Origin of the sequence: Acidithiobacillus ferrooxidans ATCC 23270 (genome assembly GCF_000021485.1) — a bacterium.
In the GTDB taxonomy this organism is placed as follows: Bacteria; Pseudomonadota; Gammaproteobacteria; order Acidithiobacillales; family Acidithiobacillaceae; genus Acidithiobacillus; species Acidithiobacillus ferrooxidans.
This window is the reverse complement of sequence record NC_011761.1, coordinates 2,515,324-2,534,551: the sequence shown is the minus strand read 5'-3', so window position 1 is coordinate 2,534,551 and position 19,228 is coordinate 2,515,324. Positions and strand designations below refer to the sequence as shown.

Sequence of the window (19,228 nt, the reverse complement as noted above, 5' to 3'; positions counted from 1 at the left end):
ACATAACATATAAAACCTCGATGAGAGACGATATGGCTAGCAATGCCCTCAGTGCAAAGCGCGGGACAGACGGGACCGGTAGCGTTCCACCAGAGGCCCCCGGTTACCCTGCAAAGCAAATATTTTCAGCACGGTTTTACGGGCCAGGCCGTCCTGGTAGTTTTTGTGGCGTTCCACCATCTCGATGAGCTGGTCCAGGGCTGCTTCTTCCTGCCCCTGCAAAAGAAGGAGCAAGGACCGCTGATACATGGCCTGCGCACGGAGATCGCCCTTTTCGCTGGCGATGGTGGCCTCCAGTGTGGTCATGGACGGCGCGCTGTGGGCGGTCTCGGTGAATTCCAGCAGGGCTTTCAGGCCTTCGACTTCGGTTTCCATCTGGAAGGTAGGAGACATGGCGTCGATCTGGGCCTGGGCGTCGGCATGGCGGCCCTGCTGGATGGCCAGGTGCGCCAGCGCCAGGCGCGCAGGATCGTTCCCAGGGTGGATGCTGATGGCCTGTTCCAGCAATGCTTGGGCCTCCGCTGCCTTGCCCTGGGCGATGGCGTCGAGCGCCTGCACACGCAGGTCGTCACCTGGCAACGGCAGGTTTTTTTCGATGAAGCGACGCACGGCGGATTCGGGCAGCGCCCCGGTGAATTCGTCGACGACTTTGCCATCCTTGAAGGCCTTGACGGCGGGGATGCCACGCACCTGATACTGGCGCGACAGGTCGGCGTTCTCGTCAGAGTTGACCTTGGCGAGCACGAAGGCGCCGCCCATCTCCTCCGCCAGTTTTTCGAGGACCGGACCCAGAGCGCGGCAGGGTGCGCACCAGGGTGCCCAGAAGTCGACCAGTACCAGCACCTTCCGGGACAGCCCTACGACGGCTTCCTGAAAATTATCGAGATTCACTTCGAGAACGTGTCCACTGACTGCCATACGAACTCCTGAGAAGAAGAGGTGAAGAAGAGGATAGACCGTACTGCTTTCCTTTACCGTTTCAGGTATGGTCAAAACCGGGCGCTTTCAAGACGCGGCTGGCTTCCGGGGCGGCTATTGCTGTTCCGCTTTAGCCAAGGCGTCCAGCACGGCCTGGAGCAGGCTACGCCCGAGGGGGCCCATGCCGCGCTCCAGTTTGCGGCGATCGTAGTGGCCCCGGGAAAGAGGGCCAAGGGCCGCGCCCATGCGTGCCATGTCGCCGCCGGCCCGCTGCATCTGGGTGGCCATACGGCCCAGCCACGCCAAGGCTTCCGGCTCACCGCGGCGGGTGGCGAGGATGACGCTCGCAAGGCCAGGGGCGGCAAGCGTGGGGTCGGCTTGATCACTGGCCTTGGGCAAGGTTTCGGGATTCTGCAAGCCCATGAGAATGGATTCGATGATGGTGCCGTCTTCTTCGTCCAGCCCTTGGAGCAGGTCGGGCTCCCGTTGCCCGGCCAATATATGGCGGATGACGCCAACCAGATCTCCCCAGCCGTTGGCTGCCGCCACGCGCAGGCTTTCTTCCAGTGGCGCCCGGAGATGGACATTCTGGCAGGCGGCGACGACCTGCAGGATGAGTGCCGCGTGGGCGCTGCGGATCTGCTCTCGGCGTTCGGGGAGGACGGGCATATGGTGAACTCCAGTCAATGTTTGCCGGTTATTTTGCGGCATCGGCTGCGGCTGTGCAAAAAAGCTCAACGATGGAGATGCCGCACCAGATAACGCCCGGTGTGGGAAGACGGATTGTGTGCCACTTCATCCGGTGTGCCGGTGGCGATGATCTGGCCGCCGCCCGAGCCGCCTTCGGGGCCGAGGTCGATGACCCAGTCTGCCGTCTTGATGACGTCCAGATTATGTTCGATAACGACGATGGTATTGCCCGCATCGGCCAGCTTCTGCAGTACCTCCAGGAGCAGGGCGATGTCATGAAAGTGCAGGCCGGTGGTGGGTTCGTCAAGGATGTAGAGGGTCCGTCCGGTGTCGCGACGGGAGAGTTCCCGGGAGAGCTTGACGCGCTGTGCTTCGCCGCCGGAGAGGGTAGTGGCCGACTGGCCCAGACGCAGGTAACCGAGGCCCACATCCAGCAGGGTCTGCAATTTGCGGGCGATGGCGGGGACAGGGTCAAAAAAGGCCCGCGCATCCTCCACGGTCATCTCCAGGACGTCGTGAATGCTTTTGCCCTTGTAATGCACATCCAGGGTCTCGCGCTTGTAGCGCTTGCCGCCGCAGACGTCGCAGGGCACATAAATATCCGGCAGAAAGTGCATTTCCACCCGAATGACGCCGTCGCCCTCGCAGGCTTCACAGCGCCCGCCCTTGACGTTGAAGCTGAAGCGGCCGGGATTGTAGCCGCGGGTACGGGCTTCGCTGGTCGCGGCGAACAATTCGCGGATCGGGGTGAAGAGGCCGGTGTAGGTGGCCGGGTTGCTGCGCGGGGTGCGGCCGATGGGGCTCTGGTCGATGGCGATGACTTTGTCCAGTTCTTCCAGGCCGCGTATCTGCCTGTGGGGCGCAGGATTCTGGCTGCTGCCCATGAGCACGCGGGCGCAGGCGGGGTAGAGGGTGTCGTTGATGAGGGTCGATTTACCGGAACCGCTGACCCCGGTGATACAGGTGAAGAGGCCGATGGGAATGCGCACGTCCACCGACTTGAGATTGTTGCCGGTGGCGCCCTGCACTTCCAGCCAGCGCTGGCTGACATTGGCGCGGCGCCGTCCGGGGACGGCGATGCACAGATCGCCGGTCAGATAGCGCCCGGTGAGGGAGTTGGGATTGGTGCAGATATCTTCCAGTGTACCTTGGGCGATGACTTCGCCGCCGTGGGTGCCGGCGCCGGGGCCCATGTCCACCACATAATCGGCGGCGCGGATGGCGTCTTCATCGTGCTCGACGACGATGACGGTGTTGCCGAGATCGCGCAGATGCTTGAGGGTGCCGATGAGTCGATCATTGTCGCGCTGGTGCAGGCCAATGGAGGGTTCGTCGAGGACGTACATCACGCCCACCAGCCCGGCTCCGATCTGCGAGGCGAGACGGATGCGCTGCGCTTCCCCACCGGAGAGGGTTTCTGCGGAGCGGTCGAGGCTGAGGTAGTCGAGGCCGACATCCACCAGAAACGTCAGACGGCTGCCGATTTCCTTGAGGATGCGCTCGGCGATGAGGGCTTCCTGCCCTTCCAGCTGCAGGTGGGTGAAGTGTTGCAAGGCGTCACGGATGGAGAGGGCAGAGACCTCCTGAATGGCCAGCGGGCCAACCCTGACCATGCGCGCCTCTTCGCGTAGGCGGCTGCCATTACAGACGGGGCAACGCAGACGGCCCATATAGCGCATGATTTCTTCGCGGATGAGGTTGGACTGGGTTTCGCGCAGGCGGCGTTCCAGCCCGGCAATGACGCCCTCGAAGCTCAGCTTGTGACGGTGCGTCCCTTGCTGGACGGTGATGCGTTCGGCACTCCCATGGAGGATATGCTCGCGGATGTCGAAGGGTAGATCCTGCCAGGCGGTATCCAGGGAAAAATGAAGGTGCTCGGCCAGCGCCGTGAGCAGGGGCGCGTAGTGCTCCTGATGGCGCTTGGTCCAGGCGGCGATAGCCCCGTCACGCAGGCTCAGTTCCGGATCGGGGACGATGAGGTCGGGGTCAAAAAAGGTGATCTCGCCGAGGCCGTCACAGCGTGGGCAGGCCCCGGCGGGATTATTGAAAGAGAAGAGGCGCGGCTCCAAAGGCGGGAAGGAACGCCCGCAGCTGGGGCACGCATGGTGAGCTGAAAACAGTCGCTCTTCCTCATGCTGTGGCCCCATGAGGACGACGATGGCCTGATCCTCGGCGAGGCTGAGGGCGGTTTCCAGCGATTCGGCCAGGCGCGGCCCGCTGTCGCCGCGCAGCACCAGACGGTCGATGACGGCCTCGATGCGATGCTTGCGCTTCTTGTCCAGGGCGGGGATTTCGTCCAGTTCGAGGAGTTGACCATCCACCCTGGCGCGAATCAGACCGCGTGCGCGCAGGCTGCCGATGACGTCCTCGTGGCTGCCTTTGCGGTCACGCAGCACCGGCGCCAGGATCATGAGCTTTTCGCCCTCGGGCAGGGCCAGGAGCTGATCGACCATCTGGCTGATGGTCTGGCTCTGAATGGGCGCGCCACAGCACCAGGGGGTACCGGCACGGGCATAGAGCAGGCGCAGATAGTCGTGAATCTCGGTGACGGTGCCGACGGTGGAGCGAGGATTATGGGAGGTGGATTTCTGCTCTATGGCGATGGCGGGGGAGAGCCCCTCGATCGCATCCACATCGGGCTTGCCCATGAGGGAGAGAAACTGGCGGGCATAGGCCGAGAGGCTTTCCACATAGCGGCGCTGACCCTCGGCGTAGAGGGTGTCGAAGGCCAGCGACGACTTGCCCGATCCGGACAGCCCGGTGATGACGATGAGGCGGTCGCGCGGTAAGGTAAGGGAAATATTCTTGAGGTTGTGGGTGCGGGCGCCCCGGATGTGGATGTGTTCCATGCAGCCGACATGCTCTTTTTTGGGACAATGGGTTAGTATAAAGCTTTCGGGGACGCCCGTCCCCTTGACCATAAGGAGATCAGACGATGGCGGGAGTGAACAAGGTCATATTGTTGGGGCATCTGGGACGGGACCCGGAGATGCGTTATCAGCCCAGTGGCGGCGCCATCGCGAACTTCAGCATCGCGACTTCCGAGACCTTCAAGGACAAGGAAGGCAACAAGCAGGAGCGCACCGAATGGCATCGCGTCGTGCTCTTCGGACGCACTGCGGAAATCGCCGGCGAATATCTGCGCAAGGGCAGCATGGCCTATGTGGAAGGCCGCCTGCAGACGCGCAAGTGGACCGACAAGGAAGGGCAGGAGCGTTACACCACGGAGATCGTGGGAGACCGTCTGCAACTGGTGGGCGCGCGTGGGGGCGGTGGCGGCGGCGCGGCCAGCTTCGATGAGGAAGATCCGTCCCGGCCGAGTGGCGGCAGCAGTGCCGGGGGCGCGCGGAAAAATGAGATGCCGCCCGCGCCGGCGGAGGATTTTGATGATGATATTCCGTTCTGAGGACTACCTGGAGTAGGGTGTTGCGATGGTCGCCAAGCCTGCAGAAATGCGGGCTTGGCCATCTGAATGGCACTCTTGTCAGAGAAAGATGCCGAATGAACTCCTGATGACTATTGTGCGGCTTATGAGTTTTCTCGGGATGTCACCTCCCCAACGCCCTTTCGATCTTCTTGTCCGTCTTGTACTGACTCAGCGCATATACCGCCCAGATGGCCGCGGGCACCCAGCCGATCAGCGTGATCTGCAAAATCAGGCAAATAATCCCCGCAATCGGGCGGCCAATGGTGAAAAATACCAGAAATGGCAGAAAAATAGCTAAAAACAGACGCATGTGTTCCCTCCGCAGGACTTTCTTTTGTCGTCTGTCCATATTACGACCGGTGCTGTCAGCGCTTCAAGCCCTTGCCGCACTTTTACGGGCATGCGCTGCCTTCTGCTAAACTCCGGGCCAGATACCCCAGGGATGCCCGGGCCCGCCCTCACCTACAGGAGCTGTCGTGACCGCTGTTAAACCAGATCGGACTCGAAGACTACGTGTGCTGCGCCGCTGGGCGCTGGGTTTGTTGCTGGGGGCGCTGGCGCTGTTTCTGGTGGCGGCCGCACATGACTTTGCCGGGCCCTGGGCCTGGGTGGGGGCCTTTGCGGAGGCGGCCATGGTGGGCGCTTTGGCGGACTGGTTTGCGGTGGTCGCACTCTTTCGGCATCCCCTGGGATTGCCCATTCCACACACGGCGATCCTGCCGCGGAACAAGGCGCGTCTGGCGCGCCGTCTGGCGGAGTTCATCCGCGATCACTTTTTGGAGGCCGAGGCCATTGTGCGCCTGTTGCGACGCGCCGATCCGGCCACCTGGCTGGCGCAGTGGCTGAGTGATGCCGGGAACAGCGCGCTGCTGGCCCGGCAGATGACGGTCTTGCTCCAACAAGGGTTGGCCCTCAGTGACGACCGCGAATTGCGCAGCGCCCTGCGTGCCGCGTTGGGGCGGCAACTGCAGGGCATGGACGGTGCGCGCTGGGTGGGGAGTATTCTGGCGTTGCTGACCGAAGATCACCGCCATCAGACCCTGCTCGACGATGGCATTCAGCGCCTGCGTCGCTGGCTGGATGGTGAAGATACCCAAAGCCTGCTGGCGGATCAGATCGGGGCGATGCTCGAGCGCGCCTACCCGACCCTGTTCGCGTGGATGGGGACAGTCATGGACCCGGCCACGCTGAGTGAGAATCTGGCCCGCAATCTGGTGAAGGCGGCGCATCAGTTGTTGCAGGAAATCGCGGATGACCCGGAGCATCCGCGCCGTCTGGCTTTTGACCGATGGATGCAGGATGCCATTCTGCGTTTGCAGACGGATGCCGCCTTCCAGGCGCGGGTGCAGCGCTGGCAGCATGGTCTGATCACTCATCCGGCGGCGCAGGCCTATGTGGATGGCCTGCTCGGCGATTTGCGTTCCTGGCTGGAAACGGACCTGCAGCGCCCGGATTCCCGGCTACAGGGGCAGGTGCAGCGTCTGTCCCAGCAACTGGGCCTTTTCCTGGGCGAGCAACCGGCATTGCGCGATGCACTCAATGGCTACCTGGAGGACAGCGCCCGTCGTTTGGCGCCTGCCCTGCGCGATGGTCTGGCCCAGCATATCGAAGCGACGATACATGCCTGGCCGGATAAGGACATGGTCCGCCTCCTGGAGGAAGGGGTGGGTACGGATCTGCAGTATATTCGTGTCAACGGGACGCTGGTGGGCGGAATGATCGGTATTGCCATTCATGCCCTGGCTCTGGCGGTGCCGCTGCTGATATAGCCTCCCTATGGGTCAGAGGGGCGAATCGGGCTGCGAATCCATGCGCACCCCGCTTGCGGCCAAAAGCTGGCGAGCCAGGTGGCTTTTTACGTCATTGTTGGCGGTGAAGTACAAGGATATCCGGGCGTGACGGGGTAGTGGCGGCGCCGTGTCCGTCCGGATGGGGACGCCCAGTCGGCGACATAACTGACGGGCAACTCCTTCATTACCATCGACGACGGTAATATCCCCGCCCAAGGTGTCGTGTATCAGGTCGTCGATCCAGCAGTAATGGGTACAACCCAGGACGACCACGCCGATATCCGCAGTTCGTGCGGGCCGGACCTGCGCCTGTAGATAACGACCGGCGCGGAGCCTCCAGTCCGCGTCCTGCGCCTCGATGATCTCGGCGAGCCCGGAGCAGGCCAGCGGGCGGACGCGTTCCTGCCCGTTTTCCAGCAGGTTCAGAAGGTTCCGCAGTTTTTCGCCGCCGACGGTGATGCTGGTGGCGAGCAGGAGAACGCCCCCCTGGGGGTGCTCGGTCAGCGCTTTCCGGATGGCTGGTTCGATGCCGATGATGGGGACGTCGGCGCGCTCCCGTAACGGCGCGACGGCGGCGCTGGTGGCGGTATTGCAGGCGAGCACTACCGCGTCCACGCCAGCGGCGATGAACCATGCATAGGCTGCTTCCGTCCACTCCCGCACCTGCGCAGGGCTTTTGTCGCCGTAGGGCGCGTGGGCGCTGTCGCCATAGAAAAGATAATGCGCGTCAGGCAGGTAGCGCAGGCAACTGAGCAGCGTGCTGAGGCCGCCGATGCCCGAGTCGAATATGCCGATGCGCATCAGCTATGGAGAAACTCTTGATCGGCGAGTAGCGCGGCCCCGCGCATGCCGGCGAGGTCGTCGTCATTGCCGCGTTTCACTTCGACGTTACCGCGCAACGCGGGAATCATATCCGCGTCGAGGCGTTGCAGCATGGCCGGGGCGAAGCGGTCCCATGCGGCGCTCATGCCGCCGCCAATCCGCACCACCGCGACATCGGTTACCTTGACGACGTGGGCCAGCACCTGTCCCAGATAGCCACCAGCCATCCGAAAGGCGCTGGCGGCTTCACTGTGGGCATCGCCGGCCATCTGGGCAATGACCATGGCGTCCGGGGCCGTGCCGGTCAGCTCCACGTAGGTGGATTGCACCCCGCGCGCCGAGGCGTACTGTTCCAGGCAGCCCTGATTGCCACAACCACAACGCCGCCCTCCGGGCACCACGATGATATGACCGATTTCCATGGCGCTGCCGTGGTCCCCCCGCCAAGGTCGGCCCTGATGAATCCAGCCGCCGCCGACTCCCGTGCCGAGGCCGACGTAGAGCAGATTTTGCAGTTCCGGGTGCTCCTGCCTCTCCTCCCAGAATTCACCATAGCCCGCAGCGTTGGCGTCGTTTTCGACGAGGACGGGGAGTTGGCAGGCCGCGCCGACGGCGGTTTGCAGATCGAACTGAATCAATTGCGGAATGTTGGGGGATTGCAGCAATACGCCGTCATCATCGATAAAGCCCGGGAAAGCAATACCGACTCGCGCGATATTGGGATGATGGCGACGCAGGTCGGCGATGCCTTCGGTCAGGAGGGTGGTGACCAGCGCCGCTGCACCCTCCGGGTCCGGTGCCTGGCGGCACTTCTCGCGCAAATCCACTTCACTGCGGGTGGAGTCCAGAAGTTCGTTACCGCGAAAGACGCCGAAACGCAGGTTGGTGCCGCCCACATCGATGCCGATGGTCAGGCCCTCAGTCATGGGGAACAACCTCCGTCTGTACCTCTATGACATGGGCCTTGCCCATCTGCACAGGCCATTCCAGATCCAGGCGCAAGGCCTGCATGATTTTTTCGAATCCTGCCTCCGACTGTGATACCGTCAGGTGGGGTGCGCCTTGCCACTGCACGGGCGGATGGAAGCGCAGAATGATTTTGCCGCCCATGACCGCATCCTCCAGCACGATTTCACTCGTCCCTTCGCCCTGAATGGGACTGCCAAAGCCGCCCTGAGAACGGCCATTGGCAAAGAACTGCCCCGCCGGGCCGTCACAACTGGGCATCGCCAGAAAGAGCCTGGTGCTGAAACGATGAGATTCCGCGCCCTTGCGGGCCGACTCGACGCGATAATTTACGGTGAGGCGGTTGTCTGTCAGGGTGTAACGTTTGCTGACGGCCCAGGCATCGGCGACACCTCCGGAAAAGTGGGGCGATTGTTGCAGGGAGTGCTCACCGTAACTGACGGCATCGTCATCGAGCCAATCCTGAAAGCTGTGGCAGGGAGAGGCATCCGGAGTCAGATCGTCCGGACCGATTTCTGCCTTGAAGGCGATACGGTCATGGGCGGAAGTGATGCCTTCGCCAGTATGTTCCGGGCTGACGGCGCCGTTGCGGATCTTGTCGTAGTAGGCTTCATCGCGGCGGGCAAGGGTATCTCCCAGATTATGCTGCAACCCGTAGCAATCCCACTCGGTGACGGCGGCGCCGGATTCGGGGCGGATGATGATCTGCAGGGCGTGATTGTGATAGAGCAGTTCATCGCTGCCATCCATATCCAGATCCATGCGCTCCAGTTCCGGACGGGGCTGGATCCGATCGAGTCCGGCCTCCAGGCGCACGATGGCGTTAAACACCGCACGGCGCAGATGCGGGAGGTAGATGCCGCCGAACAGGCCATGCCAGTAGGCATCGTTGGCCTGGGCTTCGTGTAGGTCTGCGCGCAGGGTTTTGCTCTGCTGGCGCCCGGGCAGGGCATGGAAGCGCCGAGATAGCTGCAGCATGCGTTTATGCATCCAGTTGGACTCCGGATAACGGGTCAGAAAGTTCTTCCAGATGCCCCCGCGGATGAATGCCTTGCGGTTTTCGAGTCGGCCCGCCGTCTTTTCCTGCTCCAGGAAGGCGGCATAGCAACGGGCCGCCTTGGGAGCCAGCGTCCACTCGTTCATCTCGCTGTAGGACACCGTCGGCAGGTAGATGACGCCCCTGGGCCGGTTTCCTGCGAGATAATCCCGGTAGTGCATGGGCTGGATGTGGGGCGAATCGAGGACGCCGCGCAGAAACTGTTCCAGCCAGCCCTTCTCATAGACCCAGCTATAGGTTTCCGGCCAGAGGCCAAATTTTTCGATATCGTCGAAGTAAATGCCGGCGCTGTCCGGATGCTGTTCAGCGATGCCCTCTATGTGGGCAACGGTGGTGGCCGCTTCGGAAAAGGGCAGGCGATAACGCAGATCTTCGGAAATCGGAAAGACATCGATACACTGGCCGTTCTCCTCGGTGCGGTGGAAACCACCGAGTTGCTCTCTTGCTGCGCCCGCGCAGAGGAAGTGGTAGTCGTCCACCATGACATATTTCACTCCGGCTTCGTTGAGCGCCGGCACGACGCTGGGGTCCCAGACCCGTTCCGTGAGCCAGGCTCCGGCAGGACGCTGTCCGAAGTGTTTCTCCAGACGCCCGGCCATGGCCTCCAGTTGCGCGACGCGGTCCAGGTGGGGGATGGCGGCGAGCACCGGTTCCGTATCGCCGGCCCCCACCAGTTCCGCCTGCTGACGGCTTACCATCTCCTGCAGCAGGGCGATGGTTCTGGGGTGCCGGTCAAGCAGATAGGAGAGCAGCCAGCCGCTGATGTGGATGGCGAAGGGAAAGTCGGGAAAGCGGTGCATCGTCTCTAAAAACGGGTGATAACAGCGGACCACGGCATCGTCGATGACGTGGGGGAAGTTGCCGACCGGCTGGTGGGCATGGACGCCCAGGAGGAGCGGGGTGCTGTGGGTCATTCAGGGTCCTTGGTGTGGGTACGGCGCATGGTACCACCGGCCTCCGCCGCGCCGCCGCCGTGGCTGATGAACTCGCTGAGGTTGTCGGGGGCGGGGATTTGCATCAGGGTGTAGAGCTTGCGGAGGTTGAGGCGGTATAGATGATCGAAATCGCGGACCGAGTCCGAGGGATTGTAATCACCCAGCCACCAGAACCAGTCGGAGCCCTCACAGCGGCCAAGCTGTTCGAGGATGCGCGCCTGCTGCTCCGCAGGAAATTGCCCGATATGCTGATCCACCTCCTGTTTGGCGGCGCAGAGCAGGTCCCATGCGCGGTTTTTGGCAGCCTCGCCGATCCAGGTGCTGAAGCTGCCGTAGACCCAGCTCCCAGCGACCAGATGGGGTATGCTCTGGATACCATCGGCATGGTGGTTGACGAAGTCGCTGAAGGTGCACATCTGGATGTGGGGGTGATTGGCCAGGGATTTATAAAGCTCGGAGAGAAAGTAGTAGCCATTGTAGGGATAGTATTCCCAGGCGTTCTCGCCATCCAGAATGATGCTGACAACGGGGTTTTCCTCATGTTCCGTCTGCCGCCAGATCGCCTCCAGTTTGTGGATGAAGTCCGTGACTGCATCGTGGCCGAACCAGGTTTTGTAATCGAAGCCAATGATGTCGGAGAGGGCATCGTCGCGGAAGAAGATCACAGGACCCTGCCCCTGCAGTCGGTAGGGGCGGTACAGGTATTCCGCCCGGCCGCGGGGACCGTTGTCGTCGTTGCCGAGCAGCAGGCTGTGGGTCAATATGCCTTCACCGGAGGCCGTCCAGCGCACGCCGGCGCTGCCCATCATTTCGACAAAGGCGGCAGAGACCCCTCCTTCCGCTGGCCACATGCCCTGCGCCGGTACCCCGAAATGCCGGGGATGGCTATTCTGCGCCCGGTCGATGTGCCAGCGGGCACGCTCGGTGCCGCCGGGGTAGACCGGACAGTCCGGCAACGGCGCGTCCGCCACCGCCTCGTGCGCTACCGCAAAGTCGAGCAGCAGGGGGCCGATGGGGTGGTAGTAGGGGGTGGTGGAAATTTCGATACGTCCCGCTTCCGCCAAGGCGCGATAGCGGGGAATCAGGCCGGCGATGAGTTCGCCGAGAAACGCCACCAGTTGCCGGCGGTCTTCCTGGCTGAAAGCATGGCCTTTGGCGAACAGTGACTGGAGAAAGGGACTGCCGCGGCGCACGGTTTCCCCGGTCCAGGCCAGGTGGTACCAGACCAGAAGGTCCGCGATGTATTGTACCGAGAGATAATCCGCCATCTCCTTAACGTCCTCCAATATGAGCTGGTAAATCTCATACAGGCGACGATAGGGCGGGAAGGGGGTGAGCATGTGCTCGTGGTCGAGGCGAAAACATTGCTCCAGAAGGAAATGCCGCTGTTCGTTGGGCAGTGTCTTGAGGTCTCCCGTGGCCAGTGCAATCAGCAGCGGATCGCGAAACTGCCCGCTCCGGAATTGCTCGGTATAGTCCTCCAACTGCTCGATCAATATCGGCACGAAGTTGAACACTCCCCGGGCGAGGGGGTTCTCCTCATAATGTGCCACCATATCCGCGTAGTCCTTGCAGGCATGCAGGTAGGTCCACGGCAGGGTGTAGAAGCCGTCGGCATCGCGGTAATCAGGCTGGTGCATGTGCCAGCAGAAAATGACATGAAGCGCACGCGCCGGGGGCATGGGGGTTACCTCACGAAATGCAGTTGCTGGCCCAGCAGTTCCGGGGTAATCAGGGTTACCCCGTTGGGCGTGCGATGGAAACGGCGGGCGTCTTCGGCCGGGTCTTCGCCGACCACCAGTCCGTTCGGGATGATCGTACCCTTGTCCACTACCACCTTGCGCAGCCGGGCGCCTTCGCCCATGCGCACGTTGGGCAGGATGACCGAGTCTTCGACCAAGGTATGACCGTCCTTGACCCGCACGTTGGAGAAGAGCAGGGAGCGGCGGACGGTGGCGCCGCTGATGATGCATCCGCCCGAGACGATGCTGTCCAGCGCCATGCCCCGTCGGCCTTCGTCGTCGAATACGAATTTGGCTGGCGGCAGTTGTTCCTGATAGGTCCAGACCGGCCAGCGGCTGTCATAGAGGTCGAGATCGGGTGTGACGTGTACGAGGTCGATATTGGCGGCCCAGTAGGCATCCACCGTGCCTACATCCCGCCAGTAACAGCGGCTGTTGGCCCCCTCGGAACTGGCAATGCAGCTATTGCGGAAGCGATGCGCGATCACCCGGTAGCGCGATATCATATAAGGGATGAGGTCGTTGCCGAAGTCGTGGGTGGAATCGGGGCTGTCGGAATCGCGAATGAGTTGTTCATAGAGGAAGTCGGTGTTGAATACGTAGATACCCATGCTCGCCAGGGCGCGATCGGGATTGCCGGGGGTGGGGACCGGATCTTGGGGCTTTTCGGTAAAGGCGGTGATGCGATCCTCGCTGTTGACGGACATCACGCCGAAGGCCCTGGCTTCTTCCAGCGGCACCTCGATGCAGGCGACACTCATGTCGGCCTGGTTTTGGACGTGCTCGGCAAGCATCTGTCCATAATCCATCTTATAAATATGATCACCCGCCAGGATGATCACAAAACGGGGGCGGTGGGCACGGAGGATGTCGATGTTCTGGAAGATGGCGTCGGCGGTGCCCTTGTACCAGCCGGTATTCATGCGCTGCTGGGCGGGAAGAATCTCGGTGAACTCGCTGAACTCGCCGCGGAGAAAACCCCAGCCAAGCTGGATATGGCGGATGAGACTGTGAGATTTGTACTGGGTGAGGATACCGATGCGGCGAATCCCGGAGTTGAGACAGTTGGAGAGGCAGAAGTCGATGATGCGGAACTTGCCGCCGAAGGGAACGGCGGGCTTGGCGCGCCAGTCGGTCAGCGGACCGAGGCGGCTGCCTCGCCCCCCGGCGAGCACCAGAGCCAAGGTATTTTTGGTCAGGTTGCTGACGAAGCGGGGTGAGTTGGTTACTCCGAGACTGCCTTCTTCCGACATGACCATCTCCTTTTCGGGCACGGAATACGACCTTACCTGGAGTATAGGTGAGATTGCCGGCGCGCTGGCTTTTAAGATACTGAACTTGTCCGTTGGCGGCAAGGGCCTATGCATGAACAAGCCGGGCGCCGGGTGGAGCGGCGCCGCTTTGCGGATGTGTTATGCTCAGAAGTGTTGGCATGACGATGAAGCAGGAATGGTTCCATTCTGGATGGCGGGTGAAGGAGGGCGCAGTGACGGCAATGCAAAAGCGTGGCAGTACGGGGGGCGGTCCGTCCGGCGACAGTGAAGACGGTTTGGCCATTCGTGAGGCTCGTCATCACGACCCCTTCGCCTGGCTGGGCCAGCATACGGTTGATGGGCGGAGCGTGCAGCGGGCCTTTCTGCCCGGAGCCTTCGGCGTGGAGATACAGACGCCAGCGGGATGGGTGGTCATGGAACAGAGCCATCCGGCCGGCATTTTCACCCATCAGGGCGAGGTCATACCGGTGCCTTACCGCCTGCGCTGGGAGGATCGGCACGGATTCCACGAACGCCATGACCCTTATGTCTTCGGCCCGGTGTTGGGGGATGTGGAGGTGTACCTCTTCGGCGAGGGGCGCCTCTATGAAGCCTATCGTCACCTCGGTGCGCACCGTCGCCATCACGAGGGAGTGGATGGGGTGTTATTCGCCGTATGGGCGCCCAATGCGGGACGGGTCAGTGTCGTCGGTGATTTCAATGATTGGGACGGCCGCGCCCACCCCATGCGCGCGCGTGGCCAGAGCGGCATCTGGGAACTGTTCATCCCGGACCTCGCCACTGGCGAAATCTACAAATTCGAGATCCGTCACCGCGATTCCGGGGCGGTATTCGTCAAGACCGACCCCTACGCCCATGCCTTTGAGCTCAGACCGAGTACGGCGGCACGCGTGGTGGAAAATGACCACGTCTGGGAGGATCAGGACTGGATGGCGGCTCGGACCGGTCAGGACTGGCAGCACGCCCCCATGAACATCTACGAAGTGCATCTCGGTTCGTGGCAGCGTGATGCGGCGGGCCATTTCCTCAGTTACGCGGCGCTGGCGGAAAGTCTGGTGTCCTACTGCAAGGATATGGGTTATACCCACATCGAACTGATGCCGGTGATGGAGCACCCTCTGGACGAATCCTGGGGCTATCAGGTGAGCGGCTATTTTGCACCCACCAGCCGCTTCGGTACGCCCGACGGCTTCCGCGCCTTTGTGGATCAGTTTCATCAGGCGGGCATCGGTGTGCTTCTGGACTGGGTGCCGGGGCATTTCCCCCGGGATGACTGGGGGCTGGCGCGCTTCGATGGCACCCCGTTGTATGAACATGCCGATCCGCGCGAGGGCGAGCACAGCGACTGGGGCACTTATATTTTCAACTTCGGACGCAACGAGGTGCGTGGTTTTCTGCTGGCCAATGCCTGCTACTGGGCGGACAGTTTCCATATCGACGGGTTGCGCGTGGATGCGGTGGCGTCCCTGCTCTACCGCGATTATTCGCGTCAGGAGGGCGAGTGGATTCCCAATCAGTACGGTGGCCGGGAAAATCTCGAGGCCATTGATTTCCTGCGCGAGATGAATGTGATCCTCAATGAGCGTCATCCGGGCATCCTCACCATTGCCGAAGAGTCCACGTCCTGGCCGATGGTCTCCCGCCCCACCTATGTGGGCGGCCTGGGTTTTTCCATGAAGTGGAATATGGGCTGGATGAACGATACCCTGGCCTACCTGGAACAGGACCCGGTCTACCGGCGCTTTCACCAGAACGACCTGACCTTCAGCCAGCTTTACGCTTATTCGGAAAACTTCGTGCTGCCCTTGTCCCATGACGAAGTGGTGCATGGCAAGCGTTCATTGCTGGACAAAATGCCGGGGGATGCCTGGCAGCGTTTTGCCAACCTGCGCCTGCTGTTCAGCTACCAGTTTGCGCATCCCGGCAAGAAACTGAATTTTATGGGCAACGAGTTCGGCCAGGGACGGGAGTGGGATTGCGGGCAGGCCCTGGACTGGGACCTGCTGCATTGGGACTGGCATCAGGGCATTCAGCGGTTGAGCCGAGATCTGGCCCGTCTCTACCGGGATATTCCGGCCTTGTATGCGCAGGATTTTCAGGGCGAGGGCTTCTCCTGGGTGGATTGCCATGACGCCGATCAGTCGGTGTTGAGTTTTCTGCGCTGGGACCGGGACGGCGGTTTCGTGCTGGCGGTGTTCAATTTTACGCCGGTGCCTCGGCGCAATTATCGTCTGGGGGTGCCGGCTGCGGGTCGGTACCGGGAGATCTTCAACAGCGACGCGGGCGCCTATCACGGCAGCAATGTGGGCAATCTGCCGCAGCAGGCCCAGGATCAGTCGTGGATGGGTCTGTCCCATTCGCTGGAACTGGTCCTGCCGCCCCTGGGCGCGATTTATCTACAGCTTACCGGAGTAGGCTGAACCCAGGGGGTGACGATGTTGATCATTTATATCGTCATTGCGTTTGGCGCCGGGCTGGCGGAGCTTTTTACGGGCACGTTCTACCTCGCGGCGGTAGCGCTGGCGGCGCTGTTTACCGCGATCACCGGGCTGCTCCTGCCGGGTGCGGTGCTGCACTGGGTTTTTCTCGGATTCTGTCTGGTTCTGCTGCCCGCCGGAGTGTGGCTGCGGCATCGCCTGGCGGGCAAAAGCGGAGACCTCGGTGATTTTGATCTGGGGCAGGGGGTGGATGTCGTCAGCGGACCGGACAGCAATCAGCAATACAGTGTGCGTTATCGCGGTGCCGAGTGGCTGGCGGTCGTCGATGATGGCCCGCCCCCCCATCCGGGAGACCGCGCCGTTATCATCGCCAAGACCGATAATCTGCTACATTTAGGAGTGCTACCCAAGCAAGATTCCGGCAAGGAGCCGCTATGTCCTCCCTCATCGTCGTCCTGATCGTTGTCGTTGCGGCTTTCTTCATCCTGCGAACCACCATTCGGGTCGTGCCTCAACAGCGCGCCTGGGTGGTGGAGCGCCTTGGTAAATATCATGCAGTGCTGGAGCCGGGGCTGAATTTTATCATCCCTTTTCTGGACCGCATCGCTTTCCGTTTTGATATGCGCGAGGTGCCCATGGAGGTGCCGGCGCAGGTGTGTATTTCCCTGGACAATACCACGATGACCGTGGACGGCGTGCTCTATCTGCAGATTACGGATTCGGTAAAGGCGGCCTACGGCTCCAGCAACCCCTTTACCTCGGTGATACAGCTGGCGCAGACCACCATGCGTTCAGAGATCGGCAAGCTGCATCTGGATGCGGCGCTCTCGTCCCGGCAGTTGCTGAATACCGCTGTCGCGGCATCGGTGGATGAGGCGGCGATCAACTGGGGCGTCAAGGTACTGCGCTATGAGATCAAGGACATTACTCCGCCTCAGGAGATCATCCGCGCCATGGAGCTGCAGATCACGGCCGAGCGGGAAAAACGGGCATTGATCGCCAAGTCCGAAGGGCAACGGCAGCAACAGATCAACACCTCCGAGGGACAACGGCAGCAGGACATCAATGTCGCTGATGGCCGCAAGCAGGCGGAAGTGCTTCGTGCTCAGGGTGAGGCTGCGGCCATCCAGTTGGTGGCAGAAGCCACTGCAGCCGCCATCCGGGTCATCGGCGATGCGGCGCAAGCCCCGGGCGGTATCGAGGCCCTACAGATGCAGTTGGCCAAGGACTATATCGAAAAATGGGGCAACCTCGCCAAGGCGGGCACCAGTCTGGTGATCCCGGCGGATCTGGGCAATATCGGTGCACTGGTGGGTACGGCGCTCTCCATGGTCAAACAGTCGAGCGGGCAGGATAGGGCAGCGAAAGCCTGAACACCGCCTGATGTGCGTGCGAAACCGGGAGTTGCGGGGCATAGGGACAAAGGGTGTTGCCATGGGCATGGGGTCAGATGGTCCCGGGCACTACTTCCGGCCAGGCTGTATTGTCCAGCCAGATATCCGCTGTCGTGCCTACCGTGGCGGCGGGAATGGGCTCCCCCTGCCGCCAGGCCGTGAGTGCCGAGCGCTTGCCGCCGCCGGCAGCCATAAAAAACATTTCCCGCGTGTACTGTAAGCGCCAGCCGCTCAGACTCACCCTTTGGGGTGGCGCCTTGGCGGCGTCGTGGACGGCGATCGTGGCGGGGCCGTTCTTTGCCATGCCCCAGTCGTGGCCGGGGAACAGGCTGGCCGTATGACCGTCCTCCCCTACTCCCAGCAGGACCAGGTCGAAGGCATGGGGCGGAAGAACCGCAGCATAGTCGCGGGCGGCCACATCGGCACCCCGTTCCGCTGGGATGTGATGAATCTGCCGTGTCGGGATGGGCACCCGGGATAGCCAGACCGTGTCCAGCATCAGGCTGTTGCGATCCGGATCCTGGGGCGGCAGACAGCGCTCATCCCCATGGTAGAGGTGCCAGCACTGCCAGTCGCTGCCCAGTTGCGGAAGCAGGGCGTAAGCCGCGCGGGGGGTCGTGCCACCGGCAACCACCAGATGGAAGGCGCCGCGGGCGGTGATGGCCTCCCGTGCCATACGGGCGACAGCGGCCGCGAGTCGCCGGGCGAGCGCTTCCGGATCGGGATGAATATGCCAGGTATTGCGATGCCGAGCTGTTTCCATGCGGATGTGCTCCCGTGTGCTCCCGATCTTTTGCAAAGGATAGCCCCACTTTGCAGCTTGGGTCTATGATGCTGCTTATTGAATATTGCCCTGAAGGAGGCAGAGATGGGTGGTCTGGAGAACTGGGTGGGCAATACCCCCCTGTGTGAGTTGCGGCGTCTGTCGCCCCATGCGGGGGTGCGGATTTTCGGAAAGCTGGAGGGGAACAACCCCGCCGGTTCGGTCAAGGATCGTCCCGCCTTGAACATGATTCGTCGGGCGCTGGAGCGGGGCACCATCACCCCCGCTACACGTCTGATCGAACCGACCAGCGGGAATACGGGCATCGCCCTGGCCATGGCGGCATCGGTACGCGGATTGTCCATGACGCTGATCATGCCAGACAATATGAGCATCGAAAGGCGCCAGGTGATGCGTGCCTACGGTGCGGAGGTGATTCTCACCCCTGCGGCCCGGAGTATTGAAGGTTCCATCGATCTTGCGCACCAGATGGTGGCTGCGGGAGAGGGCTTCATGCTCGACCAGTTTTCCAACCCTGATAATCCCGAGGCACATTACCTCGGGACCGGACCGGAGATCTGGCGCGATACCCGCGGTACCGTGACCCATTTCGTATCGTCCATGGGGACGACGGGGACCATCATGGGTACCTCTCGCTATTTGCGGGAAGTCTCTCCGGGTATCCAGATCATCGGTGTACAGCCGACGGAGGGGGCTAAGATTCCCGGTATCCGCCGTTGGCCGCAAGCCTATCTGCCGCGCATCTATCATCCCGGGTCTGTGGACCGGATTGTCGATGTGAGTCAGGAAGAAGCTGAGGAGATGACCCGGCGCCTGGCGCGGGAAGAAGGAGTGCTCGCGGGCATCTCTTCGGGCGGAGCGCTGGCGGCGGCGATACGGGTGGCGCAGCATCTGGAGGTTGGCGTGATCGTCGTCATCATCTGCGATCGGGGTGACCGCTACCTCTCTACGGGCGTTTTTCCGGCCTGACGGAATGATGCAAGGGCGCAGC

16 protein-coding genes are annotated in these 19,228 nt (G+C 62.0%); 6 read left to right on the top strand and 10 right to left on the bottom strand.

Features of this window, described 5'->3' with window-relative positions; translation table 11 throughout:
* Positions 1–48: 48 nt before the first annotated feature.
* The 3 genes from trxA to uvrA form a co-directional block, all read right to left on the bottom strand.
* Positions 49–918: a thioredoxin gene (gene trxA, locus AFE_RS13080; protein ID WP_012537429.1), complete on the bottom strand. Its 870-nt coding sequence runs from the start codon at positions 916–918 to the stop codon at positions 49–51.
* Between the two features lie 114 nt (positions 919–1,032).
* Positions 1,033–1,587 (bottom strand): hypothetical protein, encoded by a 555-nt coding sequence (locus tag AFE_RS13075; RefSeq protein ID WP_009564657.1) that lies wholly within the window; start codon positions 1,585–1,587, stop codon positions 1,033–1,035.
* A 65-nt stretch (positions 1,588–1,652) separates the two neighbouring features.
* On the bottom strand, positions 1,653–4,457 hold the full coding sequence (uvrA, locus tag AFE_RS13070) for an excinuclease ABC subunit UvrA (protein ID WP_012537428.1): 2,805 nt from the start codon (positions 4,455–4,457) through the stop codon (positions 1,653–1,655).
* A gap of 86 nt (positions 4,458–4,543) precedes the next feature.
* Here uvrA and AFE_RS13065 point away from each other — a divergent pair, with 86 nt between their 5' ends.
* Positions 4,544–5,014, top strand: coding sequence for a single-stranded DNA-binding protein (locus AFE_RS13065; RefSeq protein WP_012537427.1), 471 nt, complete (start codon positions 4,544–4,546; stop codon positions 5,012–5,014).
* Positions 5,015–5,156: 142 nt separating this feature from the next.
* On the opposite strand, the gene AFE_RS13060 is transcribed toward AFE_RS13065, so the two are convergent.
* Complete coding sequence (locus AFE_RS13060) at positions 5,157–5,345, bottom strand: YqaE/Pmp3 family membrane protein (RefSeq protein WP_009569363.1); 189 nt, start codon at positions 5,343–5,345, stop codon at positions 5,157–5,159.
* Positions 5,346–5,511: 166 nt separating this feature from the next.
* On the opposite strand from AFE_RS13060, the gene AFE_RS13055 reads away from it, so the two are divergent.
* Complete coding sequence (locus AFE_RS13055) at positions 5,512–6,804, top strand: DUF445 domain-containing protein (protein WP_012537426.1); 1,293 nt, start codon at positions 5,512–5,514, stop codon at positions 6,802–6,804.
* Positions 6,805–6,816: 12 nt separating this feature from the next.
* Here AFE_RS13055 and murI read toward each other — a convergent pair whose 3' ends face one another.
* The 5 genes from murI to glgC are packed head-to-tail and all read right to left on the bottom strand — an operon-like array spanning position 6,817 to position 13,600.
* Positions 6,817–7,626 carry a glutamate racemase gene (gene murI / locus AFE_RS13050; protein WP_012537425.1) on the bottom strand — a complete coding sequence of 270 codons (810 nt, stop codon included), beginning with the start codon at positions 7,624–7,626 and terminating at the stop codon, positions 6,817–6,819.
* Positions 7,626–8,573, bottom strand: a complete 948-nt coding sequence (locus AFE_RS13045) for an ROK family protein (protein ID WP_012537424.1) — start codon at positions 8,571–8,573, stop codon at positions 7,626–7,628. The genes murI and AFE_RS13045 overlap by 1 nt, the downstream gene beginning before the upstream one ends.
* Positions 8,566–10,584 carry an alpha-amylase/4-alpha-glucanotransferase domain-containing protein gene (locus AFE_RS13040; RefSeq protein WP_009565760.1) on the bottom strand — a complete coding sequence of 673 codons (2,019 nt, stop codon included), beginning with the start codon at positions 10,582–10,584 and terminating at the stop codon, positions 8,566–8,568. The genes AFE_RS13045 and AFE_RS13040 overlap by 8 nt, the downstream gene beginning before the upstream one ends.
* Positions 10,581–12,287: a glycoside hydrolase family 57 protein gene (locus AFE_RS13035; protein WP_012537423.1), complete on the bottom strand. Its 1,707-nt coding sequence runs from the start codon at positions 12,285–12,287 to the stop codon at positions 10,581–10,583. The genes AFE_RS13040 and AFE_RS13035 overlap by 4 nt, the downstream gene beginning before the upstream one ends.
* Before the next feature lie 5 nt (positions 12,288–12,292).
* Positions 12,293–13,600, bottom strand: a complete 1,308-nt coding sequence (gene glgC, locus AFE_RS13030; RefSeq protein WP_012607545.1) for a glucose-1-phosphate adenylyltransferase — start codon at positions 13,598–13,600, stop codon at positions 12,293–12,295.
* A gap of 242 nt (positions 13,601–13,842) precedes the next feature.
* Here glgC and glgB point away from each other — a divergent pair, with 242 nt between their 5' ends.
* Genes glgB through AFE_RS13010 form a run of 3 tightly spaced genes read left to right on the top strand, consistent with a single transcriptional unit; the run spans position 13,843 to position 17,432 of the window.
* Positions 13,843–16,041 carry a 1,4-alpha-glucan branching protein GlgB gene (glgB, locus tag AFE_RS13020; RefSeq protein WP_009562056.1) on the top strand — a complete coding sequence of 733 codons (2,199 nt, stop codon included), beginning with the start codon at positions 13,843–13,845 and terminating at the stop codon, positions 16,039–16,041.
* A 15-nt stretch (positions 16,042–16,056) separates the two neighbouring features.
* Positions 16,057–16,518, top strand: coding sequence for an NfeD family protein (locus AFE_RS13015; protein WP_012537420.1), 462 nt, complete (start codon positions 16,057–16,059; stop codon positions 16,516–16,518).
* Complete coding sequence (locus AFE_RS13010; protein ID WP_009562054.1) at positions 16,494–17,432, top strand: SPFH domain-containing protein; 939 nt, start codon at positions 16,494–16,496, stop codon at positions 17,430–17,432. Before AFE_RS13015 ends, AFE_RS13010 begins: the two co-directional genes overlap by 25 nt.
* A gap of 73 nt (positions 17,433–17,505) precedes the next feature.
* On the opposite strand, the gene pgl is transcribed toward AFE_RS13010, so the two are convergent.
* On the bottom strand, positions 17,506–18,216 hold the full coding sequence (pgl, locus tag AFE_RS13005; RefSeq protein ID WP_012537419.1) for a 6-phosphogluconolactonase: 711 nt from the start codon (positions 18,214–18,216) through the stop codon (positions 17,506–17,508).
* 105 nt (positions 18,217–18,321) lie between these two features.
* Here pgl and cysM point away from each other — a divergent pair, with 105 nt between their 5' ends.
* Positions 18,322–19,206, top strand: a complete 885-nt coding sequence (cysM, locus tag AFE_RS13000; RefSeq protein ID WP_012537418.1) for a cysteine synthase CysM — start codon at positions 18,322–18,324, stop codon at positions 19,204–19,206.
* The last annotated feature ends 22 nt before the right edge of the window (positions 19,207–19,228 follow it).